This window comes from Pseudomonas sp. S2_A10, assembly GCF_054668465.1.
The window spans coordinates 917,824-944,034 of sequence record NZ_CP162773.1 but is presented as its reverse complement, the minus strand read 5'-3'; the positions used below and the strand labels follow the sequence as shown (position 1 = coordinate 944,034).

Genomic DNA, 26,211 nt, shown 5'->3' with positions numbered 1-26,211 from the left:
CGCGGGGTATCGATCAACAGCGAGCGATCTTGTGCGAAGGGCGGTAGAATCAGCGCACTTTCCGTTATCCACAAGTGGCCGACCTTTGCTTATCGAGTCCCGCCGCCGCGCCTATTTGAACGCCATGCAGGTGGTCAACTGGCTGCCGCGCACCGAACTGCCTTTCGCCGCGCCTTCGCGGCCCGAGCTGCTGGAGATGCCCGAGCCCGAGCTCGAGGTACCGGTTGCTCCGGCGCCTCTGGCCGAAGCACCGGCGCAGCCTGCCGCGCGTCAGGTCGAGCGACCGAAAATCGAGGTGCCGCGTCCGTCGCTGGCCAGTACCCGCAACGGCGCCAAACCGGTGGAAGAGATCGACGAGACGCCGGTGGTGGTCAAGCCTGCGCCAGTGCCGCCGCCGCGTTTTGCCCTGCAACTGCTGCGCGCCGGGCGCTGCCTGCTGCTGGTCGAGTTACCCACAGGCGAAGCGTTTCAGAGTCGCGATCCGGCCTACCTGCTGCTCAAGGACATGCTGCGCGCCGCCGGTCTGCCGGATGCGCCGCAGATCGTCGGCGAACCGGTGCGCTGGCCTTGGCTCAATCGCGGCACGCTGGATCAAGGCCCGGAAGCGGCGCGCGATTTCGTGCAGGGTTTTCTCTCGGTGCAGATGGAAGCCGCGCCCTGCGCCTGTCTGTGGCTGATCGGCCTGCCGGCGCTGAAGTTTGCCGGGGAAGCGGACGCCGAAGCGTTCAATAGTGAATTGCAGATCGAAGGTCTGGGCCTGGCCTGGGCGATTCCCGGTCTGGAACTGTTAATGGAAGAGCCACAGCGCAAGGCCGCTGTGTGGCAAGCCATGCGTCGGCTGATGGCGCGCTGGAAACAATCCGATGAGTGAGGCTGTAACCTTTCGCCCGATGACCGAGGCGGATCTGGACGCTGTGTTGAAGATCGAATACGCCGCGTACAGCCATCCGTGGACCCGGGGGATTTTTCTCGATGGCCTGGGCAAATACCAGATCTGGCTGATGTTCGAAGGCCAGCAACAGGTTGGCCATGGCGTGGTGCAGATCATTCTTGATGAGGCGCACCTGCTCAATATCACGGTCAAACCGGAAAATCAGGGGCGGGGGTTGGGCCTGACGTTGCTCGAGCATCTGATGTCGCGAGCGTACGCGGCTGAGGCTCGCGAGTGTTTTCTCGAAGTGCGCGACAGCAACACGGCTGCGTTCAAGTTGTATGAGCGGTATGGCTTCAACGAGATCGGCCGGCGTCGCGATTATTACCCGGCGGTGGGTGGGCGTGAGGATGCGGTGGTGATGGCCTGTACCTTGGTGGATTAGGCCTGTAGGAGCTGCCGAAGGCTGCGATCTTTTGATCCTGTTTTTGTAAGATCCAAAGCAAAATCAAAAGATCGCAGCCTTCGGCAGCTCCTACAGGGGGCGAATTTCAAGTCAGCGGGTCAGCGCTTGCCATCCAGCGGATCCAGATCCGCCAGTTCCGCCTCATCCAGCCCGTCACCGCCGCCGATGTCGGTTTCACTGACCTCGCTCAAATCCCAATCCGCCGGATTGCCCTCGCCGAGTTCATCGGCATCGCGCGCGCCATCCTCGCGAATCAACGTTTCCGGGCTCAGGTCATCGTCGGTCGGCTGATGATCATCCACCGAAGCCCCGGTCATACCCGCCTCACGCACTCGCTCAGCCGGCATCAATTTTTCGCGTTCACGCTCGGGCAGCTCATCTCCGATTTTCGCGCTGGGCTCTTCGTCGTCGAAATCCAGCTCGTGCACCGAGCCCATGCGGTCTTCGTTATCGTCGATGGGTTCCGGTTGCACCGCATCATAAGGGCGTCGTGAATCAGTCATGGCAATTCCTCATACTGTGGGCCTTACTGAGTGGACTCACCGGGCGCGCGAGAATTCCAACGAAAACACTTTGCGCTGGCGGCGTGACTTCGACGGGTGGTCGTCTATCAAACCTGCGCATCTTTCTTGAGGCCTTATCCATGCACGATCTACAAGACCTGATTGATAACAACGAGCGTTGGGCTGACGCGATCACCAAGGAAGACCCGGACTTCTTCGCCAAACTGGCGCGCCAGCAGACCCCAGAATATCTATGGATCGGCTGCTCCGACGCACGCGTACCGGCCAACGAAATCGTCGGCATGTTGCCGGGCGATCTGTTCGTACACCGCAACGTCGCCAACGTCGTGCTGCACACCGACCTCAACTGCCTCTCGGTGATCCAGTACGCGGTGGATGTGCTCAAGGTCAAACACATCCTCGTCACCGGCCACTACGGCTGCGGCGGCGTGCGCGCGTCGATGCAGGATCGCCAGTTCGGCCTGATCGACGGCTGGCTGCGCTCGATCCGCGACCTGTACTACGAGAAACGCGAAGAACTGGCCAAGCTGGCGACCGAAGAAGAGCAGGTCGATCGCATGTGCGAACTCAACGTGATCCAGCAAGTGGCCAACGTCGCGCATACCAGCATCATCCAGAACGCCTGGCATCGCGGGCAGCCGCTGTCGATCCACGGCTGCATCTACGGCATCAAGGATGGCCGCTGGAAAAGTCTCAATACCACCATCAGTGGTTTCGAACAGTTGCCGCCGCAATACCGCTTACGTCCGGTCGGCGCCCCGTAACCGCGGCGTTCAGTTACGGCCTGGATGCCGCCAGCGCTGTAAAAAGCGCTGGCCTTCAGGCGTGGGTGGTTCGTCGTAACCGGTGATCCAGCCACGGCAGCGCGACGAACCGCAATCGCAGGCGAACTGGCGCAGCAGTTTATCTTCGGTCGATGCGTAGTCGATGCTCAGATGGTCGCCGCTGTGGATATCTTTCAAGGCCCACAGCCACAACTCGCTCATGTCGAGAAATACATTCGGATCGCAGGCGTGCTCGAGCACCCCGCAAAAACGCGGATCGTAAACGTGGATGCCGGTTTGCAACTGACGGGTCTGTCGACGGCGATAGGGCAGCAATTGCCCGGAAACCCGGCACATTCGGCTAATGCGCAGAAACTCGCGGCGCGCGACCACCGCCGTGGCCATGCCACGTTCGTCGTGGATAATCTGAAAGTCCTGGCAGGATGGGAAGCCCAGCCGCACCGGAAGTCCGGCGAACGGATAGATGCCTTCTGTGTCGCGCGGCAGGTGCCGGCCCATGGCTTGATTGTTCATAACGATCCTTGTTGGTGAGTATTGCCTCCGGGTTGTCCCCACGCCCGTCAGGCGAAGCATGATTGGATCCAAGCGTCGCGCAATTGAAGGTACCGGTCTACTGTCAAACCTGACAGGCGCGATCACCGCTGGCCCGCGTCAGCATTGGCTGACACGGGGGACTCCAGCAGCGATTACAGAGTTGGTGCGGGCACGGCGGCCGCAGGCAGTGGCGCTTTCAGCTGTCGCAGTTGTGTCTTGACCGATGGCGTGGCGCACTTGGCAACCGCTTGTTCAGCGCTGAGGTTGCGGATCGAGGTATAGAACAACTCGCAGGTTTTGACCTTTTGCGTCACCTGCCATGTTTGTGTGCAACTGTTCAGCGTGGCCTGTGCATCGCTGCCCGGTTTGCTGCCCATCCCGGCCTGCCAGCAAGCCGCGCTCAAATCCTGGCCCATGACTTTCAGGCCCGCCGCGTCAGCCTTCGCCTGGGCATCTTCGCCGGTATAGCTCTTCGGATCGGCGGCGTACCAGATATAGCTCGGATGATTCGAGCCGAGCACCGGCACATTCACTCCTTCGGCCGGACTGATGCTCGCCAGCCCCAGCACCCCCACGGTCGGCCCGTATTGTTCCTTGATCCAGTTGCGCACCGGCGCCCCGAACGCAACCATCGGCAGCGTCGTGCCGCTGGCGGTCTGGCTGAACTGCTTGACCAGCGTAGTCTGGTAATCCTTGAAGTAGTCGTAGACGTCCTCCAGATCCCCGCCGGCATTGGACGGCGCGGCGATCGGCGCGATGTCGATGATGGTCTGGTAAGCCGGCGTCTGCCCGGCGGGGATGCCGTTATCGGTCAGCAACGTCGCCCAGCGATCGGTGGTGTTCGAGCGCAGATAGTCCTGCGCCTGGGTCAGCGAGTAGTCAGGCGGGAAGTGCAGCAACTCGACGCTCTTGCGATTTTCCAAGGCCATGCCCAACGGCAGGAACAGATACCAGCTGTAGGCCCATTTGCCATCGGCATTCAGCTTGCTGGCGCCGGCATAAGCCAGGTCGCCGGCGTCGAGCAACGCCGACAGCGGCTTGTCATAGCCGTCCGGCACTCCGGTGATCTCGGCGTAGAGCTGATCGTTGTCGGTTTTCACCAGCACCTTGGCATCGGCGTAACCGTCGCGCTGGACGCTCTGGCTCAGGTAGTGAGCAACGGTCTGCTCCAGCGTCCAGTTGCGAAAGCAGATCACGCTGCAATTGTTGGGGTAGGCGAAGAGGCGGGTGACGCGCTCGGTGCTGCCCAGTTTTACGTCGACATCGGCGTGGACGGCGGCGCTTAGCGTCAGTGCAACGAGGGTAAGTCCTGCGAGTTTGAACATGCTCAGATCCTTTTCAGCGTGGGTTCCCCTCGATTTGGGGGCGCTTCATAGTGGATCAGTGGTGTTTGACAGAAAAGCGGTTGAGTGTGGATTCTTGCCTGAATGCGGTATTACCCAAGCAGCGCACATATTGTTACGGCTGTGCCAACAGGCACGCTGCCTGGTGCGCGTCCGCACTGCTAGACTGCAGCGACATCGAATTTTCCAAGGGTGAGTCATGAAGCCTTCTACTGCTCTCGACATGCAAAGGTCCGCCGTCCGCGAAGTGATCGGGCGCTTTCGCGTGGCCAACCCGCGTGTATTTGGTTCAGCATTGCTGGGGACGGATCTGGACGGTAGCGATCTCGATCTGCTGGTTGACCCGCTGCCCGGCACGACGCTTTTTGATCTGGGCGGACTTCAGGTTGAGCTTGAAGACCTGCTGGGTGTTGCGGTCGAGGTGCTGACCCCCGGCGACCTGCCAGTGAAATTTCGTCAGCAGGTGCTTGATCAGGCGCGACCCGTCTAAAGCAGCGATCAAACCAAGTTTTGAGAGCACCTGCCCTTGAGCAGGTGCGTTTTTATCGACTTACGGCATCACCGGCGGCGTATACGCCAATGTCGTCCCCAGCGCCCACAACAGCAGCAGCACCAGCGGCGTGTGCACCAGCAGTTGCACAAACGAGAAGCCTATCAAATCCCGCGCCTTCAACCCGAGCACGCCCAGCAGCGGCAGCATATAGAACGGATTGATCAGGTTCGGCAGGGCTTCGGCGGCGTTGTAGATCTGCACCGCCCAGCCGAGGTGGTACTGCAGGTCATTGGCGACTTGCATCACGTAGGGCGCTTCGATGATCCATTTACCGCCGCCGGACGGGATGAAGAAACCGAGAATCGCCGAATACACGCCCATCAGCAGCGCATAGGTGTCGTGGGAAGCGATGCTGACAAAGAAAGTCGAGATGTGATGCGCGAGGGTTTGCGCGTCGGCGCCTTTGACCGTGGTCATCAGCGCGGCGATCGAGCCGTACAGCGGAAACTGGATCAACACGCCAGTGGTGGTCGGCACCGCACGGGCCACGGCATCGAGGAAGCTGCGCGGGCGCCAGTGCAGCAGCGCGCCGAGCATGATGAACAGGAAGTTATAGGTGTTCAGGCCGGAAATCGCGGTAATCGCTGGTTTGGTCGAGAACTCGTGAAACAGCCATCCTGCTGCGAGCAGCACCAATACGATGATCAGCAACGGGCTGTGTTCCAGCCATTCACCGGGGCGAGTACGCGGTTGCAGCGGTGGCAGGTTGAAGGCCGGATCGATGCCGCAGGCCTTGGCGTCGCGTGCCGAGTTCGGCCCGGGCGCGGTGGCGTAGGCGATGATGATCGAGATCACGATCAGCGCCAGCAGCATGACCCCGGATTGCCAGAGAAAAATGGTTTCGGTGAACGGGATTACGCCAGTGATCGACAGGATCGACGGCGGCAGGCTGCCCGGGTTGGCCTGCAACTGTGCGGCCGACGATGACAAGCCCAGCGCCCACACCGCGCCGAGGCCCAGGTAAGCAGCGGCACCGGCGGCGCGGTAATCCATCTTCAGATCGGTGCGGCGGGCGAGGGCGCGTACCAGCAGCCCGCCAAATACCAGCGACAGACCCCAATTGAGCAGGGAGGCGACCATCGAGATCAATGCCACCCAGGCCACGGCGGAGCGGCCGTTTTTCGGGATGCGTGCCAGTTTGTCGATCAGTTTGACTGCGGGCGGAGAGCTGGCGACGACGTAGCCGCCGATCACCACGAAGGCCATCTGCATGGTGAACGGGATCAGGCTCCAGAAGCCGTCGCCGAAGGCCATCGCTGCAGCGGTGGGTTTGGCGCCCATGGCCAGGGTGGCCAGCGCAACGATGATCACGGCCAACGCGGCGAATACCCAGGAATCGGGAAACCAGCGTTCGGCAAAACTGGAACAGCGCAGGGCAAAGCGCGCGGAGCGGCTATCTTCGATATCAACGGCCACGGGAAGTACCTCGGATTTTTTATGGTTATTTTGATCCGTGGGAGCAGTCGCCCGGCTCGACAGCCACAGAGACCCCTGTGGGAGCGAGCCTGCTCGCGAAGACGTCGGCACATTCAGCATCAGGTTGTCTGAACTGACGCTTTCGCGAGCAGGCTCGCTCCCATATGGGCGGCTGGTCGGTGTTGGAGTGGTCCCTTGGACAGGCGCTAACAGTAAATCAAGCGCCGCCCTTTTGTTGAGCAGGTTTTCGCAAACCGAGACTATGGTCTGACGGGTTGTCGATCCGTGCTTTTGCGTAGACCATGGGCGCCTTGGTTTTTGCCGATGCCTGAGTTCTTTGTCATGACTGCCAATTCTCCAGCCCGACCGGCGCCGTTCAGCCGTGCCGACTACAAGACCCTCGGCCTTGCTGCGCTTGGCGGGGCGCTGGAAATCTACGATTTCATCATCTTCGTATTCTTCGCGCTGACCCTGAGTCAGTTGTTCTTCCCGCCGGAAATGCCGGAGTGGCTGCGTTTGCTGCAAAGCTTCGGCATCTTCGTCACCGGTTATCTGGCGCGGCCTCTGGGCGGGATTCTGATGGCGCATTTCGCCGACCGTCTGGGCCGCAAAAAGGTCTTCAGCCTGAGCATCCTGATGATGGCCCTGCCGTGCCTGCTGATCGGGATCATGCCGACCTACGCGCAGATCGGCTATTTCGCACCCTTGCTGTTGCTGGCGCTGCGCATCCTGCAAGGCGCTGCGGTGGGCGGCGAAGTGCCAAGTGCCTGGGTGTTCGTCGCCGAGCATGCGCCTACCGGCCATCGCGGTTACGCCTTGGGCTTTCTGCAGGCCGGCCTGACGTTCGGTTACTTGATCGGCGCACTCACTGCGACCTTCCTGGCACAGGTTTTCACGCCTGCCGAAATTCTCGATTACGCCTGGCGCTATCCGTTTCTGCTCGGCGGCGTGTTCGGCGTGGTGGGCGTTTACCTGCGCCGCTGGCTCAGCGAAACCCCGGTGTTCATGGCCATGGAAGCGCAGCGCGAGGCGCGGGTCGAACTGCCGTTGCGCACGGTGCTGCGTGAACATCGTCTGGCCATGCTGCCGGCCATGTTGCTCACGTGTGTGCTGACCTCGGCGGTGGTGGTGTTCGTGGTCATCACCCCGACGATGATGCAGAAAACCTTCGGCATGACCGCCAGCCACACCTTCGGCCTCAGTGCCTTGGGCATCGTTTTTCTGAATATCGGCTGCGTGATCGCCGGACTGCTGGTCGACCGCATCGGCGCCTGGCGCACGGTCATGCTGTACAGCCTGTTGCTGCCGCTGGGCATTGGCGTGTTGTATGGCTGTCTGATCATGGGCGGGCATTGGATCGGCATGGCCTATGCGGTCGCCGGCCTGGCTTGTGGGGTAGTGGGTGCGGTGCCTTCGGTGATGGTCGGGTTGTTCCCGGCGCGGATTCGCGTGTCGGGCATTTCCTTCACCTACAACATTGCCTACGCCGCCTGGGCAAGTATCACACCGCTGTTGCTGATTGGTCTGATGCCGTGGAGTCCATGGATCTGCGTGATCTTTTGTGCCGTGATGGGCGCTGTGGGGATTGTGACGGCGGCGTATTTCGGTGCGCGCATGCCACGTAGCGGACCGTGTCAGGCGGCCGGCGCTGCCTGATCCGCAAGCGCCGGGTTATTTTCGACTGACGGGTCTGGCGCTGGCTTCAGAAAAGCTGTGCAAGGCCGATGGCTAGGTTGTATCCGCTAACTACCCTGCCATCGGTGCTTTCCCATGTTCAATAAACGCTTGAAGCAAGAGCTGGCCGCTCTGCGCGAAGAACTCTCCAGCCTTGTACAAGTGAAGGAAAGCCTGGAAAGCGAAATGCTCGCGCTGACCCTTGAGCCCGACGGGCGGATTCGTTCGGTCAACCAGAATTTTCTCGATGAAATGTTCTACAAGAGCCAGGACCTGATCGGCCGGGCAATCGAAGACATCGTCCCGGCCCACGTCAAAACCGACGAATTCCATCAGCGCTTCAAGAACTCGATGAGCCGTGGCGAGCATTTTGCCGGCGCCGTGCGCCTGTTGCGCGGCAATGGCGACGAGGCGTGGCTGCGTTCCATCGTGCAACCGGTACGCTCGTCCGATGGCCGGATCAGACACATTTCCTTCTACGCCAGCGACCTGACCCGCACCATCGAGGCCTCCCGCGAGCATGAGAACCTGATCGGTGCGCTGGTGCGTTCCACCGCCGTGATTGAATTCGACCTCAACGGCAATGTGCTCAGCGCCAATGATCGCTTCCTCAACGGCATGGGTTACAGCCTGGCGCAGATCAAGGGTAAACATCACCGCACGTTCTGCGCCCCGGAAGAGTACAACAGCGCCGAGTACCAGAACTTCTGGCGGCGCTTGAACAGTGGCGAATTCGTCGCAGGCCGCTTCAAGCGTATCGACAGCCATGGTCGTACGGTGTGGCTGGAAGCGTCCTACAACCCAGTGGTCGATGCCAACGACAGACTGTACAAAGTGGTGAAGTTCGCCACGGTGATCACCGATCAGGTCAACCGCGAACAGGCGGTTGCCGATGCAGCCAGCATCGCTTACAGCACCTCGCAACAAACCGACAGCACCGCGCAACGGGGCACCACGGTCGTCACCGAAGCGGTGAACGTGATGCGTGATTTGTCGCGGCACATGCAAGCCGCTGGCGAAGGTATCGAGGCGCTCAACGAGCAGTCGCTGGTGATCGGCACGATCGTCAAAACCATCAGCGGCATTGCCGAACAGACCAACCTGCTGGCGCTCAACGCCGCGATCGAAGCCGCCCGGGCCGGCGAGCAGGGCCGTGGTTTTGCCGTGGTCGCGGACGAGGTCCGGCAACTGGCCTCGCGCACCAGCCAGGCGACGGACGAAATCGTCGGCGTGGTACGGCAGAACCAGGAAATGGCCCGCAATGCCGTGGCTCTGATGACCGACGGCAAGCTCCAGGCTGAACAGGGCCTGGCGCTGGCGGCGGAGGCGGGCACGGTGATCGTCGAGATTCAGGACGGTGCGCAGAAAGTGGTGGATGCGGTGGGGCAGTTTGCCAATCAGCTCTCTCACTGACACCGCACTGATCCCTCCCACGCTCTGCGTGGGAATGCCGCCCGGGACGCTCCGCGTTCCTTCGCTGGCGTGACGCAGAGCGTCACAGGATGCATTCCCGCGCGGAGCGTGGGAACGATCACCGAGGGGCAGCGCCGCATCTGCTCGCTCCCACAGGTTCTGTGTTTCGCCAGTGACAGCGCTACAATCGGCTCCTTTTCCTCCGGAGCAAATCCCATGAGCGTTTCCCACCGCCGTCCGGTGCCTCTGAACAAAGCCTACCGCCTGCTCAACCACGGGCCGACCGTGCTGGTCAGCGCCGCTCACGACGGCCAGCGCAACATCATGGCCGCCGCCTGGGCCATGCCGCTGGATTTCGAACCACCGAAAGTCGCCGTCGTCCTCGACAAATCCACCTGGACCCGCCAGTTGCTCGAAGTCTCCGGCACTTTTGTGCTGAACGTGCCTTGCGTCAATCAGGCCGATATCGTGCAAACCGTCGGCAATACGTCCGGTCTGGAAATCACCCGCAACCAGGGGCACGACAAATTTCAGGCGTACGGCCTGCACACCTTTGCCGGCGAACAGGTTGAAGCGCCGCTGCTCGAGGGTTGTGTTGCCTGGCTCGAATGCCGCCTGCTGCCGGAGCCGCGTAATCACGAGCAATACGACCTGTTCCTTGCCGAAGTCATCGCCGCCCAGGCCGACGAGCGTGTGTTCAGCGATGGGCGCTGGCATTTCGAAGGGCAGGATGGATTGCGTACCTTGCACCACGTGGCGGGGGGGCATTTCCTGAAGATTGGGGACGGGGTGGATGGCAAGACGTTGGCGGTCTGATTTACTCCCGGGAGAAGGCCTGCTGCTCGGCAGGCCTTTTTCAATGCGGTGTTTCAGTCCCCCAACGCTTCTCCCTCACGCCGAGGATCGGCACCCCCCGTCAAGGTCGCTTTGCCCTGCGCATCCTTCACCCGCACGATCGCTTGGGTGCCGCTGGTCATGTCGATTTCACTGACCGTGTGGCCTTTGTCTTTCAACGCCTGAATCAGCACCGGGCTGAACTGTCCCTGTTCCAGTTCGGTGGGACCGTTGCGGCTGCCGAAGTTGGGCAGGTTGATTGCACTTTGTGCATCGAGGTTCCAGTCGAGCAGGCCGATGGTGGTTTTCGCCACGTATTCGATGATTTGCGAGCCGCCGGGCGAGCCGACCGTGGCGACAAATTCACCAGTGTTGCGATCAAAGATCAGCGTCGGCGCCATCGACGAACGTGGGCGTTTTCCGGGTTCGACGCGGTTGGCGACTTTCTGCCCGTTCTCTTCGGGGATGAACGAGAAGTCGGTCATCTGGTTGTTCAGCAGAAAACCCTGAACCATCAGGTGCGAGCCGAACGCGGCTTCGATGGTGGTGGTCATCGATACTGCGCCGCCGAGATCATCCACCGCCACCACTTGCGAGGTCGAGATGCGCAACGGCGAGCGGTCCGGTGCGTAGGCAACCTGCACGCCCGGCGGTGTGCCCGGTTTGGCGCTGCCCATGCTGCGCTCGCCGATCAGGCTGGCGCGGCTGGCCAGGTAGGCCGGATCGAGCAGACCTTTGACCGGTACCGGGACGAAGTCGGTGTCGGCCACGTATTGCGCACGATCGGCATAGGCCAGACGTTCAGCCTCGGCGATCAGGTGCACTGCTTGCGGCACCGGTTCGATGCCGGCCGGCTTATCGGTTTTCGTTGGTTTGAGCGGGGTCAGCGACAGGCGTGGGTCGCGAGTCTCCAGCGCCTGCAACGTGCCGAGAATCTGCGCCACGGCGATCCCGCCCGACGACGGTGGCGGCATGCCGCAGACCTGCCAACGCTTGTAGTCGGTACACAGCGGCGCGCGCTCCTTGGCCTGATAACGCTGCAAATCGTTCAGCGACAGGCTGCCGGGGTTGGCGTGCTGTTGAACCCTGGCGACGATCTCTTCGGCGATCGGACCTTTGTACAGCGCATCGGCACCTTCGCTGGCGATACGTTTGAACACGGCAGCCAATTTCGGGTTTTGCAGGCGTGTGCCGACAGCTTTGACGCTGCCATCGTCATTGAGGAAGTACGCGGCCATGTCTGGCGACTGGCGTATCAGTGGATCGGCAGTCAGCAGCGAATGCAGGCGCGGGGAAATCGCAAAGCCTTGCTCGGCCAGTTTGATCGCTGGCTCAAACAGCTTCGCCCAAGGCAAGCGACCGTGTTGTCGATGCGCCAGCTCCAGCGCCCGCAATACCCCGGGCGTACCGACCGAGCGCCCGCCGATCTGCGCTTGCGTAAAGGCCATCGGTTTACCGTCAGCCTTCAGGAACAGCTTCTCGGTGGCCCCGGCCGGCGCCGTTTCGCGGCCGTCATAGGTGCGCACCTGCTTGCCATCCCACAACACAATCATCGCCCCGCCACCGATCCCGGAAGACTGCGGCTCAACCAGCGTCAACACCGCCTGCATCGCAATCGCCGCATCAATCGCCGAACCACCCTGACGCAACATCTCCCGCCCGGCTTCGGCCGCGAGTGGATTGGCAGCAGCGGCCATGTGTTTATTGGCATGACGGGTTTGCAGATCAGTGCGGTAACCGGAAGCGGCTTCCGGTGCCAGCGGCAACGAAGAAGAGGGCGGGGCGTTGCATGCGGTGAGGGTCAGAGCGCTGACAAGCAGTGTCAGGGCTGGCAGGTGAAAGCGCTTCAAGGGCTGGGCTGGAAACACGCGGGCTCTCCGTCCGTGGGGTAAAAGTCTTCGGGGACTTTATCGAGCGGGCCGGCGGGGTGCAAACTGCGTGAGGATTACAGCCCTCCCGCTCAGCGGCCGCGCCAATCGATTGGCCGAAAACGATGCCCTTGTGGGAGCGAGCCTGCTCGCGAAAGCGGTAACTCGGGTGGTGCGATCTTCTTGAGAGTGATGCAGGGTTAGTGAGTCAGAAACTTATTGTTTGAATCCGGGTAGACCATGGGTACAGCGCCACTTTTTCACGATTTCGGTAATGCCCTCGGCTGTTTGTTGTTTCATATCCTCGGGCCAATAGATAAGGTCAGTGCCCGCTGGGTGCTCACACAGATGTACAAATTCAAACAACAGCGGATCGAGAATCTCGTCTGGGCTTGTATTGGCTGCAAGAACAGATTGCACAAATTTCAAGAATTCTGCTTCGGTGTAGTCGGATATGTTAGTCATAACGTTCCCAAGTTGAAGTTCCACAGTTCAAATGAAACGGGCGGCAGGATTCATGTCTTGAACCCGGGTAGTCGATTCGCTTCGCGCCATGCCATGACTGTACGAGCTATTCCGGCAGATGTTGTATCTGCTCCGGGCTCGGGGTAGAAGATCAGGTCTGTTCCAGCGGGGTGGCCGGTCAAAGCCCTGAATTCCGCCAGCAATCTGCCAAGCTCCTTGTCAGACCCACTTCTGTTGACTGCTCTTATATTTTTCACGAAACAGATGAATTCTGATTCTGTGTAGTCAGCTATGCTTTGCTTGGTGCGTTTTCTTATCATTGCTTGAAGCCCGACAGCCCATGGTCACTACGCCATTTCTTCAATGACTCAATGATTCCCTGTGCCGAGTCATCGGCGCCATCTTCAGGGTAAAAAATCAAATCGGATCCTGTTGGGTGTCCACAAATCAAATTGAAGTGAAGAACGAGCTTGCTTTCTTCTTCTTCGCTCCCCTCATTTCCGATAATGCCCTCAAGGATGTTGATGAATTCTTGCTCGGTGTAATCTGACAAATCGTCTTTAATAAGGAATTCCGTTGCCATTGCCTATCTCATGCACGAATCTTGGATGTGTTGAGACGCAATAAATCGTGACAGCCAAAGTTAACTCGACGGCTCGAACCCTCAACGACACGATTTATCAAGAGCCTTTGAACCCCGGCAATCCCTGTGCTTCTCGCCAGTCCCTGACACTTTGCATTACCCCCACAGGGGAGTTATCAGCACCAGGCTCCGGGTAGTAGATCAAGTCCGATCCTGCTGGATGCTCGCTGATTGTCTCGAAGTGCGCCAACAGTAAATCAGCACGATCATCGTTTTCAGCTTCTTCATCCTCTTTCGCGAGCTCTTGTAGTAGCGCGACGAATTCGGCCTCTGTGTATTCAGAAATGCTGGCTTTTAATAAGGTGTCTTTCATATTTGCCTATTCACGCCGGTGTATATCGATATGGTTCCGAGGAGTATTTACTCGAAGGTTATCTAGGTCATATACGCCACCACCCTTGGATATTTTTTCGAGATGGTGAATTTCATAAGACTTTCTACCGCCGACTCTATCGGCTTTACGCACACGTGGCGCCTTACCCTTACGCATGCGACCAACATTCTGTTCAATCAACTCCCCCCCGATGTTGACTCTGCAACAGTTTTCCAAAAGGTTGCTCTGAATGAGTCGAAGTTTTTGAATTCTCGTCCTCGTAGAGAGTTGGCAACGTCTGTTGGAATCGGAACCCCCACGTCCGAATCAGCCCCCGCAAGCCATATCCCCGCCACATCCTCTCCCACCCCCGTAACGATCCCAGGCGTCTGCCTCGCCGGCCTTGAATAAACCACATACAACGACTTCAGCCCGGTGTCCGCCGGGAACACCAGAATACAATCCTCGGCTGTTACATCCTCGCCCGGCAGACCCTCAATCTGGCTATCGGTGTTGTCTGGGATCGGGTGGACGAGGATCGGGCCGAGTGCCTCACCGTGGTCGGGATAAACCAGCGGAGGCATCGATCCCAACGGCCCGCGTTGCGGCGTCCAGAGAATGGTGATGCCGTTGAGCTTGGCCTCCATGGCGGTCTTGTCGGCGTTCCACTTGACGTTCACCGTGCGTACGGCGTCGTCGCCAGAGGCGCCGGAGTGGATGCCGTAGACCCGCAGAACACCTTCGGCATCACGACGAAACTGGAAGCGCACGCGCGTGGTGGCGCGGTTCATGCGGCGTAGTTCTTCGTCGGTGTGAAACGTGCCGTCGGCCATTTTGCTCGGCAGCATTCCCAGCACAAAGACGCTGGCCGGCCCGCCGGCGCCACGGATGGCCCAGTTCAGGCGCTGTTGCAAAATCCCGCCGCCGGCCAGACGCCCCAAAGCCAGGTCGGCACCTATCGCCGTCGCGATAGCGGTGCTGGCGGAGGGCATGAGCATGGCGCCGGCGACCATGATCTTGCCGAAGTTGCTGGCTGGCTCCTCGGCAGTGCCAGCGTCCGTGCGACACCAGTTGTCCGGCGTGCAGGACTTGGCAAAGACCCTGTCTTCGCGTGGCTTGGGCGCAGGCCACTCATCCTTCTCGATGTACACCGGCTCCGGTGCTTTCGGTGGAAGCAAAGTAAACCAGGCCCTGCCACCGCTATACGGATTTAATAACCAGTCATCGTCGAGAAGGTATTTGTATTGAGGCATGCCAACTCCCTGTATGGCGCTGAGTCGAGCCAGGGGAGCTTGTCGGTATAGGAGCGATTCGGGGAGAGAGCGACAGGTGGCTGATGCTACGAAAGATCCGTTTCGTACCAGAGATCTACTTTTTTCTTACGGAGGCATCTGAATTGCATGCAGGGAGCGGGAGGAAAAGGACTTTTCTCGAGGCATAAAAAAACGGCCTACCTTTCGGTAAGCCGTTTTTAGTACTTGGTGGCTACACAGGGACTTGAACCCCGGACCCCAGCATTATGAATGCTATGCTCTAACCAACTGAGCTATGTAGCCAAGTGGCGCGCATTATTCCCCTGAAATGGCAAGGCGTCAAGCGTAAATCGAAAATATTTCTTCCTGTTTTCAACTGCTTATCCTCCGGCCCCGAAAATCGGGGCCGGGGAGGGCGTCAGCGCAGTTGGAATCTGGCGGTATTGGCGCTCAGGGCCTCGCTACCCTGGCTCAAGGTGTCCGCCGCGAGGTTTACGGCGCGTGCGCCTTCGAGCAAACGCACCGCCGCTTGATCGACCTGCTGGATATTGCCGCTGACTTCGTCGGCAGTGCTGGCCTGTTCTTCAACCGCTGTGGCGATTTGCGCCAGGGTGTCGGTGACACTCTGTACGGCGCTGGCGATTTCTCCCAGGCGTTCGCCGAGTCCGGTGACCGCTTCGGCATCCGATTGCGCCTGACCACAGGCGGCTTCCATCAGGCTTACCGCTTCGTTGACCGTGGCGCGCAGGCTGTCGACGGTGCCGGCGATCTGCGCGGTGGACGATTGCGTGCGTTGCGAGAGGCTGCGCACCTCGTCGGCGACCACGGCAAAGCCGCGACCCTGTTCGCCGGCGCGGGCGGCCTCGATGGCGGCGTTGAGCGCGAGCAGGTTGGTCTGCTCGGCGACGCCGCGAATGGTGTCCACGACCAGTTGAATCTGCTGGCCTTGCTCGCTGACCCGGCCGAGCGCGGCGGCGGTGTCGTTCAGGCGCTGATTGAGCTGCTGAATGCTCGCCGTGGTGCGTTGGCTGTCGCGGCTGCTGTCGGCGGCGATGCGCCGGGTTTGCTGGGCGCTGCCGGAGGCCTGTTCGCAACTCTGCGCGACGCCTTGCGAGGTGGCGGCCAATTGCGTGGCGGCAGCGGCGATCTGGCTGATCTGCAATTGCTGCGCTTCGACTTCGCTCAGGGCGCCGCTGGAGTGTTGGTTGAGGCTGCGCACCGCGTTGCTCAACTGCGAGGTCTCGTGGTCGACGCCGAGCATGCTGCTGCGCAATTGCACCACAGCGACGTTGAGCGCGGTGCTGATCGCTGCCAGCTCATCGCGCCCCACCACCGGCACTTGCAGGCTCAGGTTACCGTCGCGCAAGGCTTCGGCGAGCAAGGTGATGCCGCTGGCGCTACGGCGGATCGAGGCTTGCAGGCAAACGAACAGGTATAACGCGGCCAACAGCAGGCAACCGAAGATTGCGGCGACAACAATGAACTGGCGGATCGCCGAGCTGTAATACGCATCGAGCCGCTGATCCAGCGCGACCAGGGATTGCTGGCGCAGGGAAGCGAGGTCGGTGAGCAGCGCGTCGAGGCTGCGTTCGAAGTCCTCTGGCTTTAGGTTGATGCTGCCGCCAAACACACCGTCGTCGAGGACTTTCAGGCCGCTGTCGAGGTGTTTCAGGCTGTCGTGATACTGGCCGGCCCAGGCTTGCAGCTCGGCTGGCAGACGCGCCTCCAGCAGGCCGGCGGTTTTCACCAGTTGCTCGCGGGCGTCCCCGATGCGGCTGCGCAGGTCGCGCAACTGCAAGCGGCTCTGCAGGGTGAACTGGCCGGAAACGACTGAGGCCTGACCGACCGCCGCCAGACGGCCGACCCGCTCGATCAGGTCCGGTGCGTGTTGCGTGGAAATCTGCGTCAGCAGGTAGGTTTCCAGCCACGGCGCGAGGGTCAGGCGATTGTCCATGACGATCTGCTCGCGCAAGGCTTGCAGCGCGCCCAGGGCATTGGTGAAGCGGTCATAACCGTCCGGCCACCAGCCGACACTGCTGAGGCTTTTCGAATCAAGGCCATTGAGTGCGGTTTGCAGCGCCTGAAAGCGTTCGAGGATTGCGCCGTCGGCGCCTTGCTGGTTCAGGGCATTGCCCAGCTCTGTGGTGGCTTGCAGCACCGCCGGTTGCACGCCGTCGAAGGCGGCCATGGCGGCGAGGGTGGCCGGTGTCGGCTGACGATTGGTCTCGGTGGCGCGCCAGCGGGCGGCGCGGTCGCGTTGAGCGGCGAGCAGGTTGTCCAGCGCATCCAGCGCGAGCAGCTGACGCACGCCGGCACGTTCGCCCGAGATCAGATTGAGCTTCTCGCGATAGTCATGGCCTATCATCAACAGGCTGCCGGCCAGCGGCAGAATGAACAGCAGAAACAACAATTGGAATTTACCTGCGAAGCCAAACCGCCCCAGCAATTTGATCCCCGGTGAAAGGAAAGCCTGCATGCCTCATGACTCCTCTGGACACCACGCACCATTGGCGTGCATCGCGAGCTGTTGGCTCACGACCCGTGCCCTCTAAAAGGCCTCGAAAGTTCACCCTCGCCCGCTCTGTAGGCCGGCTCTGTAGCGAAACTTCCCATTGTCGAGCGCCTTTGTAAGGCGATCGTGTTCAAGGGCAGAAGCAAGGCAAGATTCAGACCATGGCGTTGAGCTATCACCTTCGCCACCAGCGATCCCCTGTAGGAGCTGCCGAAGGCTGCGATCTTTTGACTTTGATGCTTAGAAGCAAGATCAAAAGATCGCAGCCTTCGGCCGCTCCTACACGGTGGTGTGTCATCAATAACTTAGTTAGCTGGCTAAGGGGATAGCGCTGGCGCACCGAAAAATGGCACATTGACGCACCTGCCTGCGGGCACCCATCTGCTGTCCGGAATTTTCCATGGCTATCAGCAACGTCCAGACCGCCGCTGCCTCGGCGACCGCTGCTCCGCAAAGCAGCCCCTTGGTGATGCGCATCATCGGCGCGGTGGCGCTGGCGCATCTGATCAATGACCTGATCCAGTCGGTGCTGCCGTCGATCTACCCGATGCTCAAGGCCAACTATGGCCTGACCTTTACCCAGGTCGGCCTGATCACCTTGACCTTCCAGTTGACCGCGTCGCTGTTGCAGCCGTGGGTCGGATATCACACTGACCGGCACCCTAAACCGTGGCTGTTACCGGCGGGCACCGTGTGTACCTTGATCGGCATTCTGATGATGTCGGTGGTCGGCAGCTTCCCATTGATTCTGCTGGCGGCGGCGCTGATTGGTATCGGCTCGTCGACCTTTCACCCGGAAGCCTCGCGTGTTGCGCGGCTGGCCTCGGGCGGCCGGTTTGGTCTGGCGCAATCGACCTTTCAGGTCGGCGGCAATGCCGGCTCCGCGTTCGGCCCATTGCTGGCGGCGGCGATCATCATTCCCTTCGGCCAGGGCAATGTGGCGTGGTTCGGTCTGTTCGCGGTGTTTGCGCTGTTCGTGCTGTACCGCATCAGCCGCTGGTACGCCAATCACCTCAACTTGTTCAAGCTCAAGGCCGGCCAAGCCGCGACGCACGGCTTATCGAAGGGCAGGGTGACCAGTGCCTTGGTGGTCCTGGGGCTGCTGGTGTTCTCCAAATATTTCTACATGGCCAGTTTCACCAGCTACTTCACCTTCTACCTGATCGAGAAGTTCGACCTGTCGGTGGCGAGTTCACAATTGCACTTGTTCCTGTTTTTGGGCGCAGTGGCGGCGGGGACGTTCTTCGGCGGGCCTATCGGCGACAAGATCGGGCGCAAGGCAGTGATCTGGTTTTCCATCCTGGGGGTGGCGCCATTCACCCTGATCCTGCCGCATGTCGATCTGTTCTGGACCAGCATTCTCAGCGTGGTGATCGGCTTCATTCTGGCGTCGGCATTCTCGGCGATCGTGGTGTACGCGCAGGAACTGGTGCCGGGTAATGTCGGGATGATTGCCGGGATTTTCTTCGGCCTGATGTTCGGTTTCGGCGGGATTGGCGCGGCGCTGCTCGGGCATCTGGCGGATGTGCACGGGATTGAGTACGTGTATTTCCTTTGCTCATTCCTGCCGTTGTTTGGTGTGTTGGCGATCTTTCTCCCGCGTACTAAAAAAGCTTGAGATCAAAAGATCGCAGCCTTCGGCAGCTCCTACAGGGGATAGATGTACATCTGTAGGAGCTGCCGAAGGCTGCGATCTTTTAACAATCTTTCGGGCACAAAAAAGCCGCGTATCAAACGCGGCTTTTTCTTGTGCGGCTGTTGCTTAGACGTTGAAGCGGAAGTGCATCACGTCGCCGTCCTTGACGATGTAATCCTTGCCTTCCAGGCGCCACTTGCCGGCTTCTTTGGCGCCGGCTTCGCCCTTGTACTGGATGAAGTCGTTGTAGGCGATGACTTCGGCACGGATGAAGCCTTTTTCGAAGTCGGTGTGGATCACGCCGGCGGCCTGTGGTGCGGTGGCACCGACCTTGACGGTCCAGGCGCGGACTTCTTCGACACCGGCGGTGAAGTAGGTCTGCAGGTGCAGCATTTCGTAACCGGCGCGGATCACGCGGTTCAGGCCAGGCTCTTCCAGGCCCAGCGCTTCGAGGAACATGTCCTTCTCTTCGCCGTCGTCGAGCTCGGCGATTTCCGCTTCGATCTTGTTGCACACCGGAACCACCATGGCGCCTTCTTCTTCGGCGATGGCCTTGACCACGTCCAGGTGCGGGTTGTTCTCGAAACCGTCTTCAGCCACGTTGGCGATGTACATGACCGGTTTGGTGGTCAGCAGGTGGAAGCCCTTGATCACGGCTTTCTCATCCGCGCTCATGTTCTTCATCAGGCTGCGTGCCGGTTTGGCTTCGGTGAAGTGCGCGATCAGTTGCTCGAGCAGAGCCTTCTGAACCACGGCGTCCTTGTCACCGCCCTTGGCGTTGCGCGCGACTTTCTGCAGTTGTTTCTCGCAGCTGTCGAGGTCGGCGAAGATCAGTTCCAGGTCGATGATTTCGATGTCGCGTTTCGGGTCGACACTGTTGGAAACGTGAATCACGTTGTCGTCTTCGAAGCAGCGCACCACGTGAGCGATAGCGTCGGTTTCGCGGATGTTGGCCAGGAACTTGTTGCCCAGGCCTTCACCTTTCGAGGCGCCGGCGACGAGGCCGGCGATGTCGACGAATTCCATGGTGGTCGGCAGGATGCGCTTGGGATTGACGATGGCCGCCAGCGCTTCCAGGCGCGGATCCGGCATCGGCACGATGCCGCTGTTCGGCTCGATGGTGCAGAAGGGGAAGTTCTCCGCCGCGATACCGGATTTGGTCAGGGCGTTGAACAGGGTGGACTTGCCGACGTTAGGCAGGCCGACGATGCCGCAATTGAATCCCATGGTGTTTCCCCTCGGGTAAAAGTCAGGCCTTCTGGCTGTGCAGGTTTTTCATCGCGCGGTTCCATTCCCCGGCGAGGATATCCGGCAGCACGCCGAGGGCAAAGTCGATGCTGGCATCGAGTTTTTCCTGTTCGGCGCGTGGCGCACGACCCAGGACGAAATTTGAAACCATACTGGCAACGCCCGGGTGGCCGATGCCAAGCCGCAGGCGGTAGAACGTATTCTGATTGCCCAGTTGCGCAATGATGTCGCGCAACCCGTTGTGACCGCCATGGCCGCCGCCCTGCTTGAGCTTGGCAACGCCCGGAGGCAAGTCGAGTTCGTCATGCGCCACGAGGATTTCTTCAGGCTTGATGCGGAAGAAACCGGCGAGTGCCGCCACGGCCTGGCCGCTGCGGTTCATGTAGGTGGTGGGAATCAGCAGACGAACATCCTGACCCTGATGCGAGTAGCGCCCGGTCAGGCCGAAATATTTGCGATCGGCCACAAGATTCACATTCTGTGCGTGGGCGATGCGCTCAACAAAAAGGGCCCCTGCGTTATGCCGGGTCTGTTCGTATTCAGCGCCTGGATTTCCCAGGCCAACGATCAGTTTGATGGCAGTCACGATAGGGGCCCTTCCTTGGAGTGGTGGATAACATCGCCGCGATCGGGAAAGCGGCGAAAGTGGACGAAAAATGCTCATTTACCATGGATGTAAACTCCGCGTTCTCGCCCGCTTTCTCGCTACGTTCCAGTCCGCGATGTTACTTGCTCACTCCGGCATGACAGAGTGAATTACTCTGCTTCGCCTTCTTCGGCAGGTTCTGCAGCAACACGTGGAGCGTGGACGTTGGCAACAGCCTTGTCATCGCCGTGTGCCAGAGCAACGAACTCAACACCTTTAGGAGCTTTGAGGTCCGACAGGTGAATGATGGTGCCGATTTCTGCTTTCGACAGATCGACTTCGATGAACTCAGGCAGATCTTTTGGCAGGCAGGTCACTTCGATTTCAGCAACAACGTGCGAAACTTCGCCGCCTTTCTTCACTGGAGCTTCTTCGCCAACAAAGTGTACAGGCACGATGGCAGTCAGTTTCTGGCCGGCAACAACGCGTACGAAGTCAGCGTGCATCACGTGGCCTTTGGCCGGGTGACGCTGCAGCGCCTTGATGATGACGTTCTGCTTGGTGCCACCAACGTTCAGCTCGATGATGTGGCTGTAAGCCGCTTCGTTTTCGAGCAGTTTGGCAACTTCTTTGGCCAGCATGCTGATGGATTCAGGGGCTTTGTCGCCACCGTAAACAACAGCTGGAACCAGAGCGGCGAGACGACGCAGGCGGCGGCTCGCACCTTTCCCCAGGTCGGAACGCACTTCAGCATTCAGAGTAAAATCGTTCATTTTGTATCTCCAAAATAGCCATGACCGAGTGGCGTTTGCGACCAGCGCCGAACACGGTATGGGCAAAAAAGCCCCGCCCCGACAGGAATGCCGGGGCGGGGCGCTTTTCGTCAACGAGACATTTCGCGAAGGGCAGGGCCCTTAACGGAACATCGCGCTGATCGATTCTTCATTGCTGATGCGGCGAACCGCTTCGGCAACAACCGGTGCGATATCCAGTTGACGGATACGTGCACAGGCTTGTGCTGCAGCGGACAGCGGGATGGTGTTAGTGACCACCAGCTCGTCCAGCACGGAATTTTCGATATTCTCGATGGCCCGGCCCGACAGCACAGGGTGTGTGCAGTAGGCAAAGACCTTGGCTGCGCCATGCTCTTTCAGGGCCTTGGCCGCGTGGCACAGGGTGCCGGCGGTATCGACCATGTCATCGACCAGAATACAGGTACGCCCTTCGACATCACCGATGATATGCATCACTTCAGAGTGATTGGCTTTCTCACGGCGTTTGTCGATGATCCCGAGATCGACGCCCAGCGACTTGGCAACAGCCCGTGCACGCACGACGCCACCAATGTCCGGGGACACGATCATCAGGTTTTCGAAGCGCTGATCTTCGATGTCATCCACCAGAACCGGGGAGCCGTAGATGTTATCTACCGGAATATCGAAGAAGCCCTGAATCTGGTCAGCATGCAGATCAACCGTGAGAACACGGTCGATGCCGACTACGGTAAGCATGTCAGCAACGACTTTCGCGCTGATAGCCACACGTGCGGAACGCGGACGGCGATCCTGACGGGCATAACCAAAATAAGGAATAACAGCAGTGATACGAGTAGCTGAGGAGCGGCGGAAGGCATCAGCCATCACTACCAGTTCCATCAGGTTGTCGTTGGTCGGAGCGCAGGTCGGCTGAATAATGAAGACGTCTTTACCGCGAACGTTTTCATTGATCTCGGCTGTGATTTCGCCGTCGGAAAACTTGCCGACAGAGATGTCACCGAGAGGGATATGCAGCTGACGTACGACACGCCGAGCCAGATCGGGGTTGGCATTCCCCGTAAAGACCATCATCTTGGACACGCGCAGTACCTAGAGGCTGAGGGTAACCTGGATGAGTAGAGAAAATGGCAGGGGCGGCTGGATTCGAACCAACGCATGGCAGGATCAAAACCTGCTGCCTTACCGCTTGGCGACGCCCCTGTATCTGTTGCTTACAAGTGCCGGGCACTTGATTCCTTTAGAGCAGACTTTGCAGCTTGCGATGCAACATCGAAACGTTGCTTCCTTTCGCTACAAACCCTGTAAGGGTCTCTGTCAGAAGGGCCGAGACTTTATCAGCTTCAGCTTTGCTTGGGAAGCCCCCAAACACACAACTTCCAGTTCCGGTGAGCTTTGCTTCGGTAAATTTACCTAACAAATCCAATGCGTTACGTACCTCTGGATAACGCCTTGCTACCACCGGCAAGCAGTCATTTCGACTGTTTCCCTCGGGAACGGGGCGCACTTTAATGGGCGGTGTGTTACGTGTCAACAAAGGATCGGAAAAAATTTCTGCCGTACTAACAGCGACTTGCGGCACGAGCACCAGATACCACGGTTCTTCGGGGTCGACCGGGGTCAGTTTCTCGCCGACGCCCTCGGCAAATGCCGCATGGCCACGGACGAACACTGGTACGTCGGCACCGAGTGACAGGCCCAGTTGCGCCAGACGATCTTCATCCCAGCCCAACTGCCAGAGATGGTTGAGGCCGAGCAAAGTCGTCGCCGCATTCGAACTGCCGCCACCGATGCCGCCGCCCATGGGCAGCACCTTGTCGATCCAGATGTCGATGCCGAGCGCGCAGCCGGACTGTTGCTGCAACATCTTCGCCGCGCGCACGATCAGGTTGCTGTCGTGGGGCACGCCGGCGAACTCGGTGTGCAGCTGAATCACGCCGTCATCGCGCACGGCGAAAGTGATTTCATCGCCATAATCGAGGAACTGAAACAGCGTCTGCAATTCGTGATAACCGTCTTCACGGCGACCGAGAATGTGCAGCATCAAGTTGAGTTTGGCCGGCGAGGGCAGGGTCAGGCGTGCAGCGGTCATGCTTTATTGCCCCAACTTGCGCGGTTGCCAGGTCTTGATCACCAGCGTCACGTCGAGATCGGTGCCGTGCAGCTTGATGCGCTCGGGCAGCCAATAACCATTCTGTTCGGTGTAGGCGGTGTATTCGACTTTCCAGCCGTCCTGCTCAAGGCTGGCCAGGCGACTGTCGGCGTCCAGGTTCAAGCGACTCTTGCTTTCCGGCGCTGGCAGGCCGCGAACCCACCAGGCCAGATTCGACACCGGCAATTTCCAGCCCAGTTGCTCTTCGAGCAAGGCTTCAGGAGATTGCGATTCGTAGCGGCCCTGGTTGGCGACTTCCAGCGATACCTTGCCCGGGCGCCCGGTCAGGCGCGCCGCGCCACGACCCAGCGGGCCGGACAGGCGAATGTCGTAGTAGTCCTGACGCTGCAGCCAGAACAGCGTGCCGCTGCCGGAATCCTTCGGCGCGCGGATGCCGATCTTGCCGTCGATCTGCCAGCCATCGAGGCCGGTCAGTTGCTGTTTGTTTGCCGCCCATTGGGCCGGGCTGCCGTGGCCCTCGACCGATTCGCGAGTGCCGAAGCCCGAGCAGCCGGCGAGGAGGGCGATGAAGCTGAAAACAATAACGTGGCGCAAAAGCATGGTTTAAAGATTCTCGGATCCGGTCAGGCGCTTGATGGTGCTGCGCAGAATGGTGCTGTCGGGCTGATCCTTGAGGAACTTGCCCCACACTTGTTTGGCTTCGCGCTGATTGCCCTTGGCCCAGAGGACTTCGCCCAGGTGCGCGGCGACTTCGTGGTCAGGGAAACGCTCGAGCGCCTGGCGCAGGTATTTCTCCGCGTCGTCCAGATTGCCCAGGCGATAGTTCACCCAGCCGAGGCTGTCGAGTACCGCCGGGTCTTCCGGATTGATCTGGTGCGCCTGCTCGATCAGCGTTTTTGCTTCAGCGTAGCGGGTGGTGCGATCGGACAAGGTGTAGCCCAGCGCATTCAGCGCCATGGCGTTGTCCGGGTCGCGCTTGATGATCAGGCGCAGGTCTTTCTCCATTTGCGCCAGATCATTGCGTTTTTCCGCGAGCATGGCGCGGGTGTAGAGCAGATTGAGATCGTCCGGGTATTTCTGCAGCGCTTGTTGCAGAACTTTCCAGGCCTTGTCGTCCTGTTTATTGGCCGACAGGGTTTCCGACTCGATCAGATACAGCTGGATCGCGTAATCCGGTTGCTCGTCACGCTCGGCCGCCAGCTTGCTCTGCGCTTCGACGGTTTTGCCGTTGCTCATCAGGATATCGGCCTGACGCAGCTGTGCCGGCAGATAGTCATTGCCCGGGCCGACCTGGGCGTATTCGATGAGCGCGCCTTGCGGGTCATTGCGTTCTTCGGCAATCCGGCCGAGATTCAGATGCGCTGAATCGACGTGGCTTTCGCGAGCGATCAGGTCTTCCAGATAGCCCTTGGCTTCATCCCACGCCTTGGCTTCCAGGCACACCAGTGCCAGCGAGTAACGCAGTTCATCGTCTTCCGGGTATTGCTGAACGAGCGTGGAGAATTCGGCCTTGGCGTCGTCCATGCGGTCCTGTTCGACCAGCATGCGCGCGTAAGTCAGGCGCAGGCGTTTGTCTTCCGGGTATTTCCTGATGCTTTTCTGCAACAGCGGCAGCGCTTCGTCGCCACGGTTGAGCAATTGAAGCAGGCGCGCGCGCAGCAGGATCGGTGCGATCTCGCCGTCTTCCGGTGGGTTGTCTTCGAGCAGAGTCAGCGCGCCTTGATTGTCGCCGTCCTGCTGCAACAGCAGAGCCTTGCCGAAAATCAGCTGATTATTGTTCGGGTGGCGCTGGAGCAAACGGTCGAAGCTTTTCATCAGGCCGTTGCGGGTTTCCTGATCGGTGTCGGCGGCCGACAGCGCGAGGAAATCGAAATGGGTGTCGCCCTTGCCCTGCAGGACTTTCTCCATGTAGACCATGGAGTCGTCGTAACGCCCGGCGCGGGCCAGTTGCACGGCAGCGGCGCGTTGCGCTTCGAGATCATCCGGAGCGTTGCGCGCCCAGATCAGCGCGGTGTCGAGGGCCGGTTGATCGGCGCCCAGATATTCGGCGATGCGGAACGCACGCTCGGAAACGCCCGGATCCTGGGTGTTGATGGCCTGGGTCACGTAATTGTCCAAGGCAATGTCGAAACGATTGCGCTGGCCGGCGAGTTCGGCGCTCAGCAGACTGAACACGGTTTCCTCGCTGAACGAGCCGTAAACCTTGGGCTTTTCAGGTGCGGGCGTGGTGTCTTCGACCGGCGGGGTGCCGTCCGGCGCAACGGGCGCCATGGCCTGGCAGCCGCTGAGGAAGACAAAAGCGAGGAGCAACGCGGAAGATCTATTCATATAGGAAGAGGACGACTAACCTGCGGTCGGATCATCATGACACAAGCCTTCGGCCAAACA

At 59.9% G+C, this 26,211-nt stretch carries 27 protein-coding genes, 2 tRNA genes and 1 pseudogene; 9 read left to right on the top strand and 21 right to left on the bottom strand.

Annotated features, from left to right (window positions below; all coding sequences use genetic code 11):
• Positions 1–124: 124 nt before the first annotated feature.
• On the top strand, positions 125–871 hold the full coding sequence (locus AB4N41_RS04320; RefSeq protein WP_252878193.1) for an energy transducer TonB: 747 nt from the start codon (positions 125–127) through the stop codon (positions 869–871).
• On the top strand, positions 864–1,316 hold the full coding sequence (rimI, locus tag AB4N41_RS04315; RefSeq protein WP_039761243.1) for a ribosomal protein S18-alanine N-acetyltransferase: 453 nt from the start codon (positions 864–866) through the stop codon (positions 1,314–1,316). Before AB4N41_RS04320 ends, rimI begins: the two co-directional genes overlap by 8 nt.
• A gap of 119 nt (positions 1,317–1,435) precedes the next feature.
• Here the strand turns inward: rimI and AB4N41_RS04310 are convergent, their stop codons facing one another.
• Positions 1,436–1,840 (bottom strand): serine kinase/phosphatase, encoded by a 405-nt coding sequence (locus tag AB4N41_RS04310; protein ID WP_095181643.1) that lies wholly within the window; start codon positions 1,838–1,840, stop codon positions 1,436–1,438.
• Between the two features lie 140 nt (positions 1,841–1,980).
• Here AB4N41_RS04310 and can point away from each other — a divergent pair, with 140 nt between their 5' ends.
• Positions 1,981–2,625, top strand: coding sequence for a carbonate dehydratase (gene can, locus AB4N41_RS04305; RefSeq protein WP_039761245.1), 645 nt, complete (start codon positions 1,981–1,983; stop codon positions 2,623–2,625).
• A gap of 9 nt (positions 2,626–2,634) precedes the next feature.
• Here can and AB4N41_RS04300 read toward each other — a convergent pair whose 3' ends face one another.
• Positions 2,635–3,159, bottom strand: a complete 525-nt coding sequence (locus tag AB4N41_RS04300) for an SET domain-containing protein (RefSeq protein ID WP_460059174.1) — start codon at positions 3,157–3,159, stop codon at positions 2,635–2,637.
• Between the two features lie 173 nt (positions 3,160–3,332).
• The gene (locus AB4N41_RS04295; protein ID WP_460138351.1) at positions 3,333–4,505 is read right to left on the bottom strand and encodes a hypothetical protein; all 1,173 of its coding nucleotides are present in this window, start codon (positions 4,503–4,505) and stop codon (positions 3,333–3,335) included.
• A gap of 217 nt (positions 4,506–4,722) precedes the next feature.
• Here AB4N41_RS04295 and AB4N41_RS04290 point away from each other — a divergent pair, with 217 nt between their 5' ends.
• A complete protein-coding gene (locus tag AB4N41_RS04290; protein WP_042609686.1) occupies positions 4,723–5,013 on the top strand; it encodes a nucleotidyltransferase family protein in 291 nt (96 codons plus the stop codon).
• A 60-nt stretch (positions 5,014–5,073) separates the two neighbouring features.
• On the opposite strand, the gene AB4N41_RS04285 is transcribed toward AB4N41_RS04290, so the two are convergent.
• Positions 5,074–6,492: a short-chain fatty acid transporter gene (locus tag AB4N41_RS04285; RefSeq protein WP_016773194.1), complete on the bottom strand. Its 1,419-nt coding sequence runs from the start codon at positions 6,490–6,492 to the stop codon at positions 5,074–5,076.
• A gap of 342 nt (positions 6,493–6,834) precedes the next feature.
• Here AB4N41_RS04285 and AB4N41_RS04280 point away from each other — a divergent pair, with 342 nt between their 5' ends.
• The 4 genes and pseudogenes from AB4N41_RS04280 to AB4N41_RS04265 all read left to right on the top strand — a co-directional run bounded on the left by AB4N41_RS04280 (position 6,835) and on the right by AB4N41_RS04265 (position 10,395).
• Complete coding sequence (locus tag AB4N41_RS04280; protein ID WP_460138350.1) at positions 6,835–8,148, top strand: MFS transporter; 1,314 nt, start codon at positions 6,835–6,837, stop codon at positions 8,146–8,148.
• A 114-nt stretch (positions 8,149–8,262) separates the two neighbouring features.
• Positions 8,263–8,991 (top strand): annotated as a pseudogene (locus AB4N41_RS04275) (PAS domain-containing protein); the annotation flags it as partial.
• Positions 8,971–9,579 carry a methyl-accepting chemotaxis protein gene (locus AB4N41_RS04270; protein WP_370695150.1) on the top strand — a complete coding sequence of 203 codons (609 nt, stop codon included), beginning with the start codon at positions 8,971–8,973 and terminating at the stop codon, positions 9,577–9,579. The pseudogene AB4N41_RS04275 and the gene AB4N41_RS04270, both read left to right, overlap by 21 nt.
• Positions 9,580–9,795: 216 nt before the next feature.
• Complete coding sequence (locus AB4N41_RS04265; RefSeq protein ID WP_252876896.1) at positions 9,796–10,395, top strand: flavin reductase family protein; 600 nt, start codon at positions 9,796–9,798, stop codon at positions 10,393–10,395.
• Positions 10,396–10,448: 53 nt separating this feature from the next.
• Here AB4N41_RS04265 and ggt read toward each other — a convergent pair whose 3' ends face one another.
• From ggt to AB4N41_RS04220, 9 genes are all read right to left on the bottom strand, one after another.
• Positions 10,449–12,281, bottom strand: coding sequence for a gamma-glutamyltransferase (ggt, locus tag AB4N41_RS04260; RefSeq protein ID WP_252868285.1), 1,833 nt, complete (start codon positions 12,279–12,281; stop codon positions 10,449–10,451).
• Positions 12,282–12,497: 216 nt separating this feature from the next.
• Positions 12,498–12,746, bottom strand: coding sequence for a bacteriocin immunity protein (locus AB4N41_RS04255; RefSeq protein WP_252876895.1), 249 nt, complete (start codon positions 12,744–12,746; stop codon positions 12,498–12,500).
• Between the two features lie 50 nt (positions 12,747–12,796).
• Positions 12,797–13,066, bottom strand: coding sequence for a bacteriocin immunity protein (locus tag AB4N41_RS04250; protein WP_076564114.1), 270 nt, complete (start codon positions 13,064–13,066; stop codon positions 12,797–12,799).
• Positions 13,063–13,329: a bacteriocin immunity protein gene (locus tag AB4N41_RS04245; protein WP_252876894.1), complete on the bottom strand. Its 267-nt coding sequence runs from the start codon at positions 13,327–13,329 to the stop codon at positions 13,063–13,065. The genes AB4N41_RS04250 and AB4N41_RS04245 overlap by 4 nt, the downstream gene beginning before the upstream one ends.
• A gap of 97 nt (positions 13,330–13,426) precedes the next feature.
• Entirely contained in the window at positions 13,427–13,702 is a 276-nt protein-coding gene (locus AB4N41_RS04240) for a bacteriocin immunity protein (RefSeq protein ID WP_076564112.1), read from the bottom strand.
• 6 nt (positions 13,703–13,708) lie between these two features.
• Positions 13,709–13,879, bottom strand: a complete 171-nt coding sequence (locus AB4N41_RS04235; protein ID WP_330221322.1) for a hypothetical protein — start codon at positions 13,877–13,879, stop codon at positions 13,709–13,711.
• Positions 13,880–13,899: 20 nt separating this feature from the next.
• A complete protein-coding gene (locus AB4N41_RS04230; RefSeq protein ID WP_460138349.1) occupies positions 13,900–14,955 on the bottom strand; it encodes an S-type pyocin domain-containing protein in 1,056 nt (351 codons plus the stop codon).
• A 226-nt stretch (positions 14,956–15,181) separates the two neighbouring features.
• Positions 15,182–15,258, bottom strand: a tRNA-Met gene (locus AB4N41_RS04225).
• Between the two features lie 115 nt (positions 15,259–15,373).
• Entirely contained in the window at positions 15,374–17,431 is a 2,058-nt protein-coding gene (locus AB4N41_RS04220) for a methyl-accepting chemotaxis protein (RefSeq protein ID WP_095181651.1), read from the bottom strand.
• A gap of 436 nt (positions 17,432–17,867) precedes the next feature.
• Between AB4N41_RS04220 and AB4N41_RS04215 the strand changes: the two genes are divergently transcribed.
• On the top strand, positions 17,868–19,085 hold the full coding sequence (locus AB4N41_RS04215) for an MFS transporter (RefSeq protein ID WP_039761258.1): 1,218 nt from the start codon (positions 17,868–17,870) through the stop codon (positions 19,083–19,085).
• 144 nt (positions 19,086–19,229) lie between these two features.
• Here the strand turns inward: AB4N41_RS04215 and ychF are convergent, their stop codons facing one another.
• The 8 genes from ychF to AB4N41_RS04175 form a co-directional block, all read right to left on the bottom strand.
• Complete coding sequence (ychF, locus tag AB4N41_RS04210) at positions 19,230–20,330, bottom strand: redox-regulated ATPase YchF (protein ID WP_016773202.1); 1,101 nt, start codon at positions 20,328–20,330, stop codon at positions 19,230–19,232.
• Positions 20,331–20,352: 22 nt separating this feature from the next.
• Positions 20,353–20,937 (bottom strand): aminoacyl-tRNA hydrolase, encoded by a 585-nt coding sequence (gene pth / locus AB4N41_RS04205; protein ID WP_016773203.1) that lies wholly within the window; start codon positions 20,935–20,937, stop codon positions 20,353–20,355.
• A gap of 170 nt (positions 20,938–21,107) precedes the next feature.
• Entirely contained in the window at positions 21,108–21,710 is a 603-nt protein-coding gene (locus AB4N41_RS04200; RefSeq protein WP_056790308.1) for a 50S ribosomal protein L25/general stress protein Ctc, read from the bottom strand.
• Positions 21,711–21,851: 141 nt separating this feature from the next.
• Positions 21,852–22,793 carry a ribose-phosphate pyrophosphokinase gene (locus AB4N41_RS04195; RefSeq protein ID WP_003171603.1) on the bottom strand — a complete coding sequence of 314 codons (942 nt, stop codon included), beginning with the start codon at positions 22,791–22,793 and terminating at the stop codon, positions 21,852–21,854.
• A 45-nt stretch (positions 22,794–22,838) separates the two neighbouring features.
• Positions 22,839–22,913: transfer RNA gene (locus tag AB4N41_RS04190), tRNA-Gln, on the bottom strand.
• A gap of 37 nt (positions 22,914–22,950) precedes the next feature.
• On the bottom strand, positions 22,951–23,802 hold the full coding sequence (gene ispE, locus AB4N41_RS04185; RefSeq protein ID WP_122706695.1) for a 4-(cytidine 5'-diphospho)-2-C-methyl-D-erythritol kinase: 852 nt from the start codon (positions 23,800–23,802) through the stop codon (positions 22,951–22,953).
• A 3-nt stretch (positions 23,803–23,805) separates the two neighbouring features.
• A complete protein-coding gene (lolB, locus tag AB4N41_RS04180; RefSeq protein ID WP_016773207.1) occupies positions 23,806–24,423 on the bottom strand; it encodes a lipoprotein insertase outer membrane protein LolB in 618 nt (205 codons plus the stop codon).
• 3 nt (positions 24,424–24,426) lie between these two features.
• Positions 24,427–26,151, bottom strand: a complete 1,725-nt coding sequence (locus AB4N41_RS04175) for a tetratricopeptide repeat protein (RefSeq protein WP_252876892.1) — start codon at positions 26,149–26,151, stop codon at positions 24,427–24,429.
• Between the last annotated feature and the right edge of the window lie 60 nt (positions 26,152–26,211).

Bases quoted from the DNA above. Each gene is read 5' to 3' on its own strand.
- AB4N41_RS04265 (WP_252876896.1), top strand. From the start codon at position 9,796: ATGAGCGTTTCCCACCGCCGTCCGGTGCCTCTGAACAAAGCCTACCGC.
- AB4N41_RS04175 (WP_252876892.1), bottom strand. From the start codon at position 26,151: ATGAATAGATCTTCCGCGTTGCTCCTCGCTTTTGTCTTCCTCAGCGGC.
- AB4N41_RS04240 (WP_076564112.1), bottom strand. From the start codon at position 13,702: ATGAAAGACACCTTATTAAAAGCCAGCATTTCTGAATACACAGAGGCC.
- AB4N41_RS04215 (WP_039761258.1), top strand. From the start codon at position 17,868: ATGGCTATCAGCAACGTCCAGACCGCCGCTGCCTCGGCGACCGCTGCT.
- AB4N41_RS04300 (WP_460059174.1), bottom strand. From the start codon at position 3,159: ATGAACAATCAAGCCATGGGCCGGCACCTGCCGCGCGACACAGAAGGC.
- AB4N41_RS04235 (WP_330221322.1), bottom strand. From the start codon at position 13,879: ATGCGTAAGGGTAAGGCGCCACGTGTGCGTAAAGCCGATAGAGTCGGC.
- AB4N41_RS04230 (WP_460138349.1), bottom strand. From the start codon at position 14,955: ATGCCTCAATACAAATACCTTCTCGACGATGACTGGTTATTAAATCCG.
- AB4N41_RS04290 (WP_042609686.1), top strand. From the start codon at position 4,723: ATGAAGCCTTCTACTGCTCTCGACATGCAAAGGTCCGCCGTCCGCGAA.
- AB4N41_RS04220 (WP_095181651.1), bottom strand. From the start codon at position 17,431: ATGCAGGCTTTCCTTTCACCGGGGATCAAATTGCTGGGGCGGTTTGGC.
- ychF (WP_016773202.1), bottom strand. From the start codon at position 20,330: ATGGGATTCAATTGCGGCATCGTCGGCCTGCCTAACGTCGGCAAGTCC.
- AB4N41_RS04200 (WP_056790308.1), bottom strand. From the start codon at position 21,710: ATGAACGATTTTACTCTGAATGCTGAAGTGCGTTCCGACCTGGGGAAA.
- can (WP_039761245.1), top strand. From the start codon at position 1,981: ATGCACGATCTACAAGACCTGATTGATAACAACGAGCGTTGGGCTGAC.
- AB4N41_RS04250 (WP_076564114.1), bottom strand. From the start codon at position 13,066: ATGATAAGAAAACGCACCAAGCAAAGCATAGCTGACTACACAGAATCA.
- AB4N41_RS04280 (WP_460138350.1), top strand. From the start codon at position 6,835: ATGACTGCCAATTCTCCAGCCCGACCGGCGCCGTTCAGCCGTGCCGAC.
- ispE (WP_122706695.1), bottom strand. From the start codon at position 23,802: ATGACCGCTGCACGCCTGACCCTGCCCTCGCCGGCCAAACTCAACTTG.
- rimI (WP_039761243.1), top strand. From the start codon at position 864: ATGAGTGAGGCTGTAACCTTTCGCCCGATGACCGAGGCGGATCTGGAC.
- lolB (WP_016773207.1), bottom strand. From the start codon at position 24,423: ATGCTTTTGCGCCACGTTATTGTTTTCAGCTTCATCGCCCTCCTCGCC.
- AB4N41_RS04245 (WP_252876894.1), bottom strand. From the start codon at position 13,329: ATGGCAACGGAATTCCTTATTAAAGACGATTTGTCAGATTACACCGAG.
- AB4N41_RS04255 (WP_252876895.1), bottom strand. From the start codon at position 12,746: ATGACTAACATATCCGACTACACCGAAGCAGAATTCTTGAAATTTGTG.
- AB4N41_RS04320 (WP_252878193.1), top strand. From the start codon at position 125: ATGCAGGTGGTCAACTGGCTGCCGCGCACCGAACTGCCTTTCGCCGCG.
- AB4N41_RS04295 (WP_460138351.1), bottom strand. From the start codon at position 4,505: ATGTTCAAACTCGCAGGACTTACCCTCGTTGCACTGACGCTAAGCGCC.
- AB4N41_RS04310 (WP_095181643.1), bottom strand. From the start codon at position 1,840: ATGACTGATTCACGACGCCCTTATGATGCGGTGCAACCGGAACCCATC.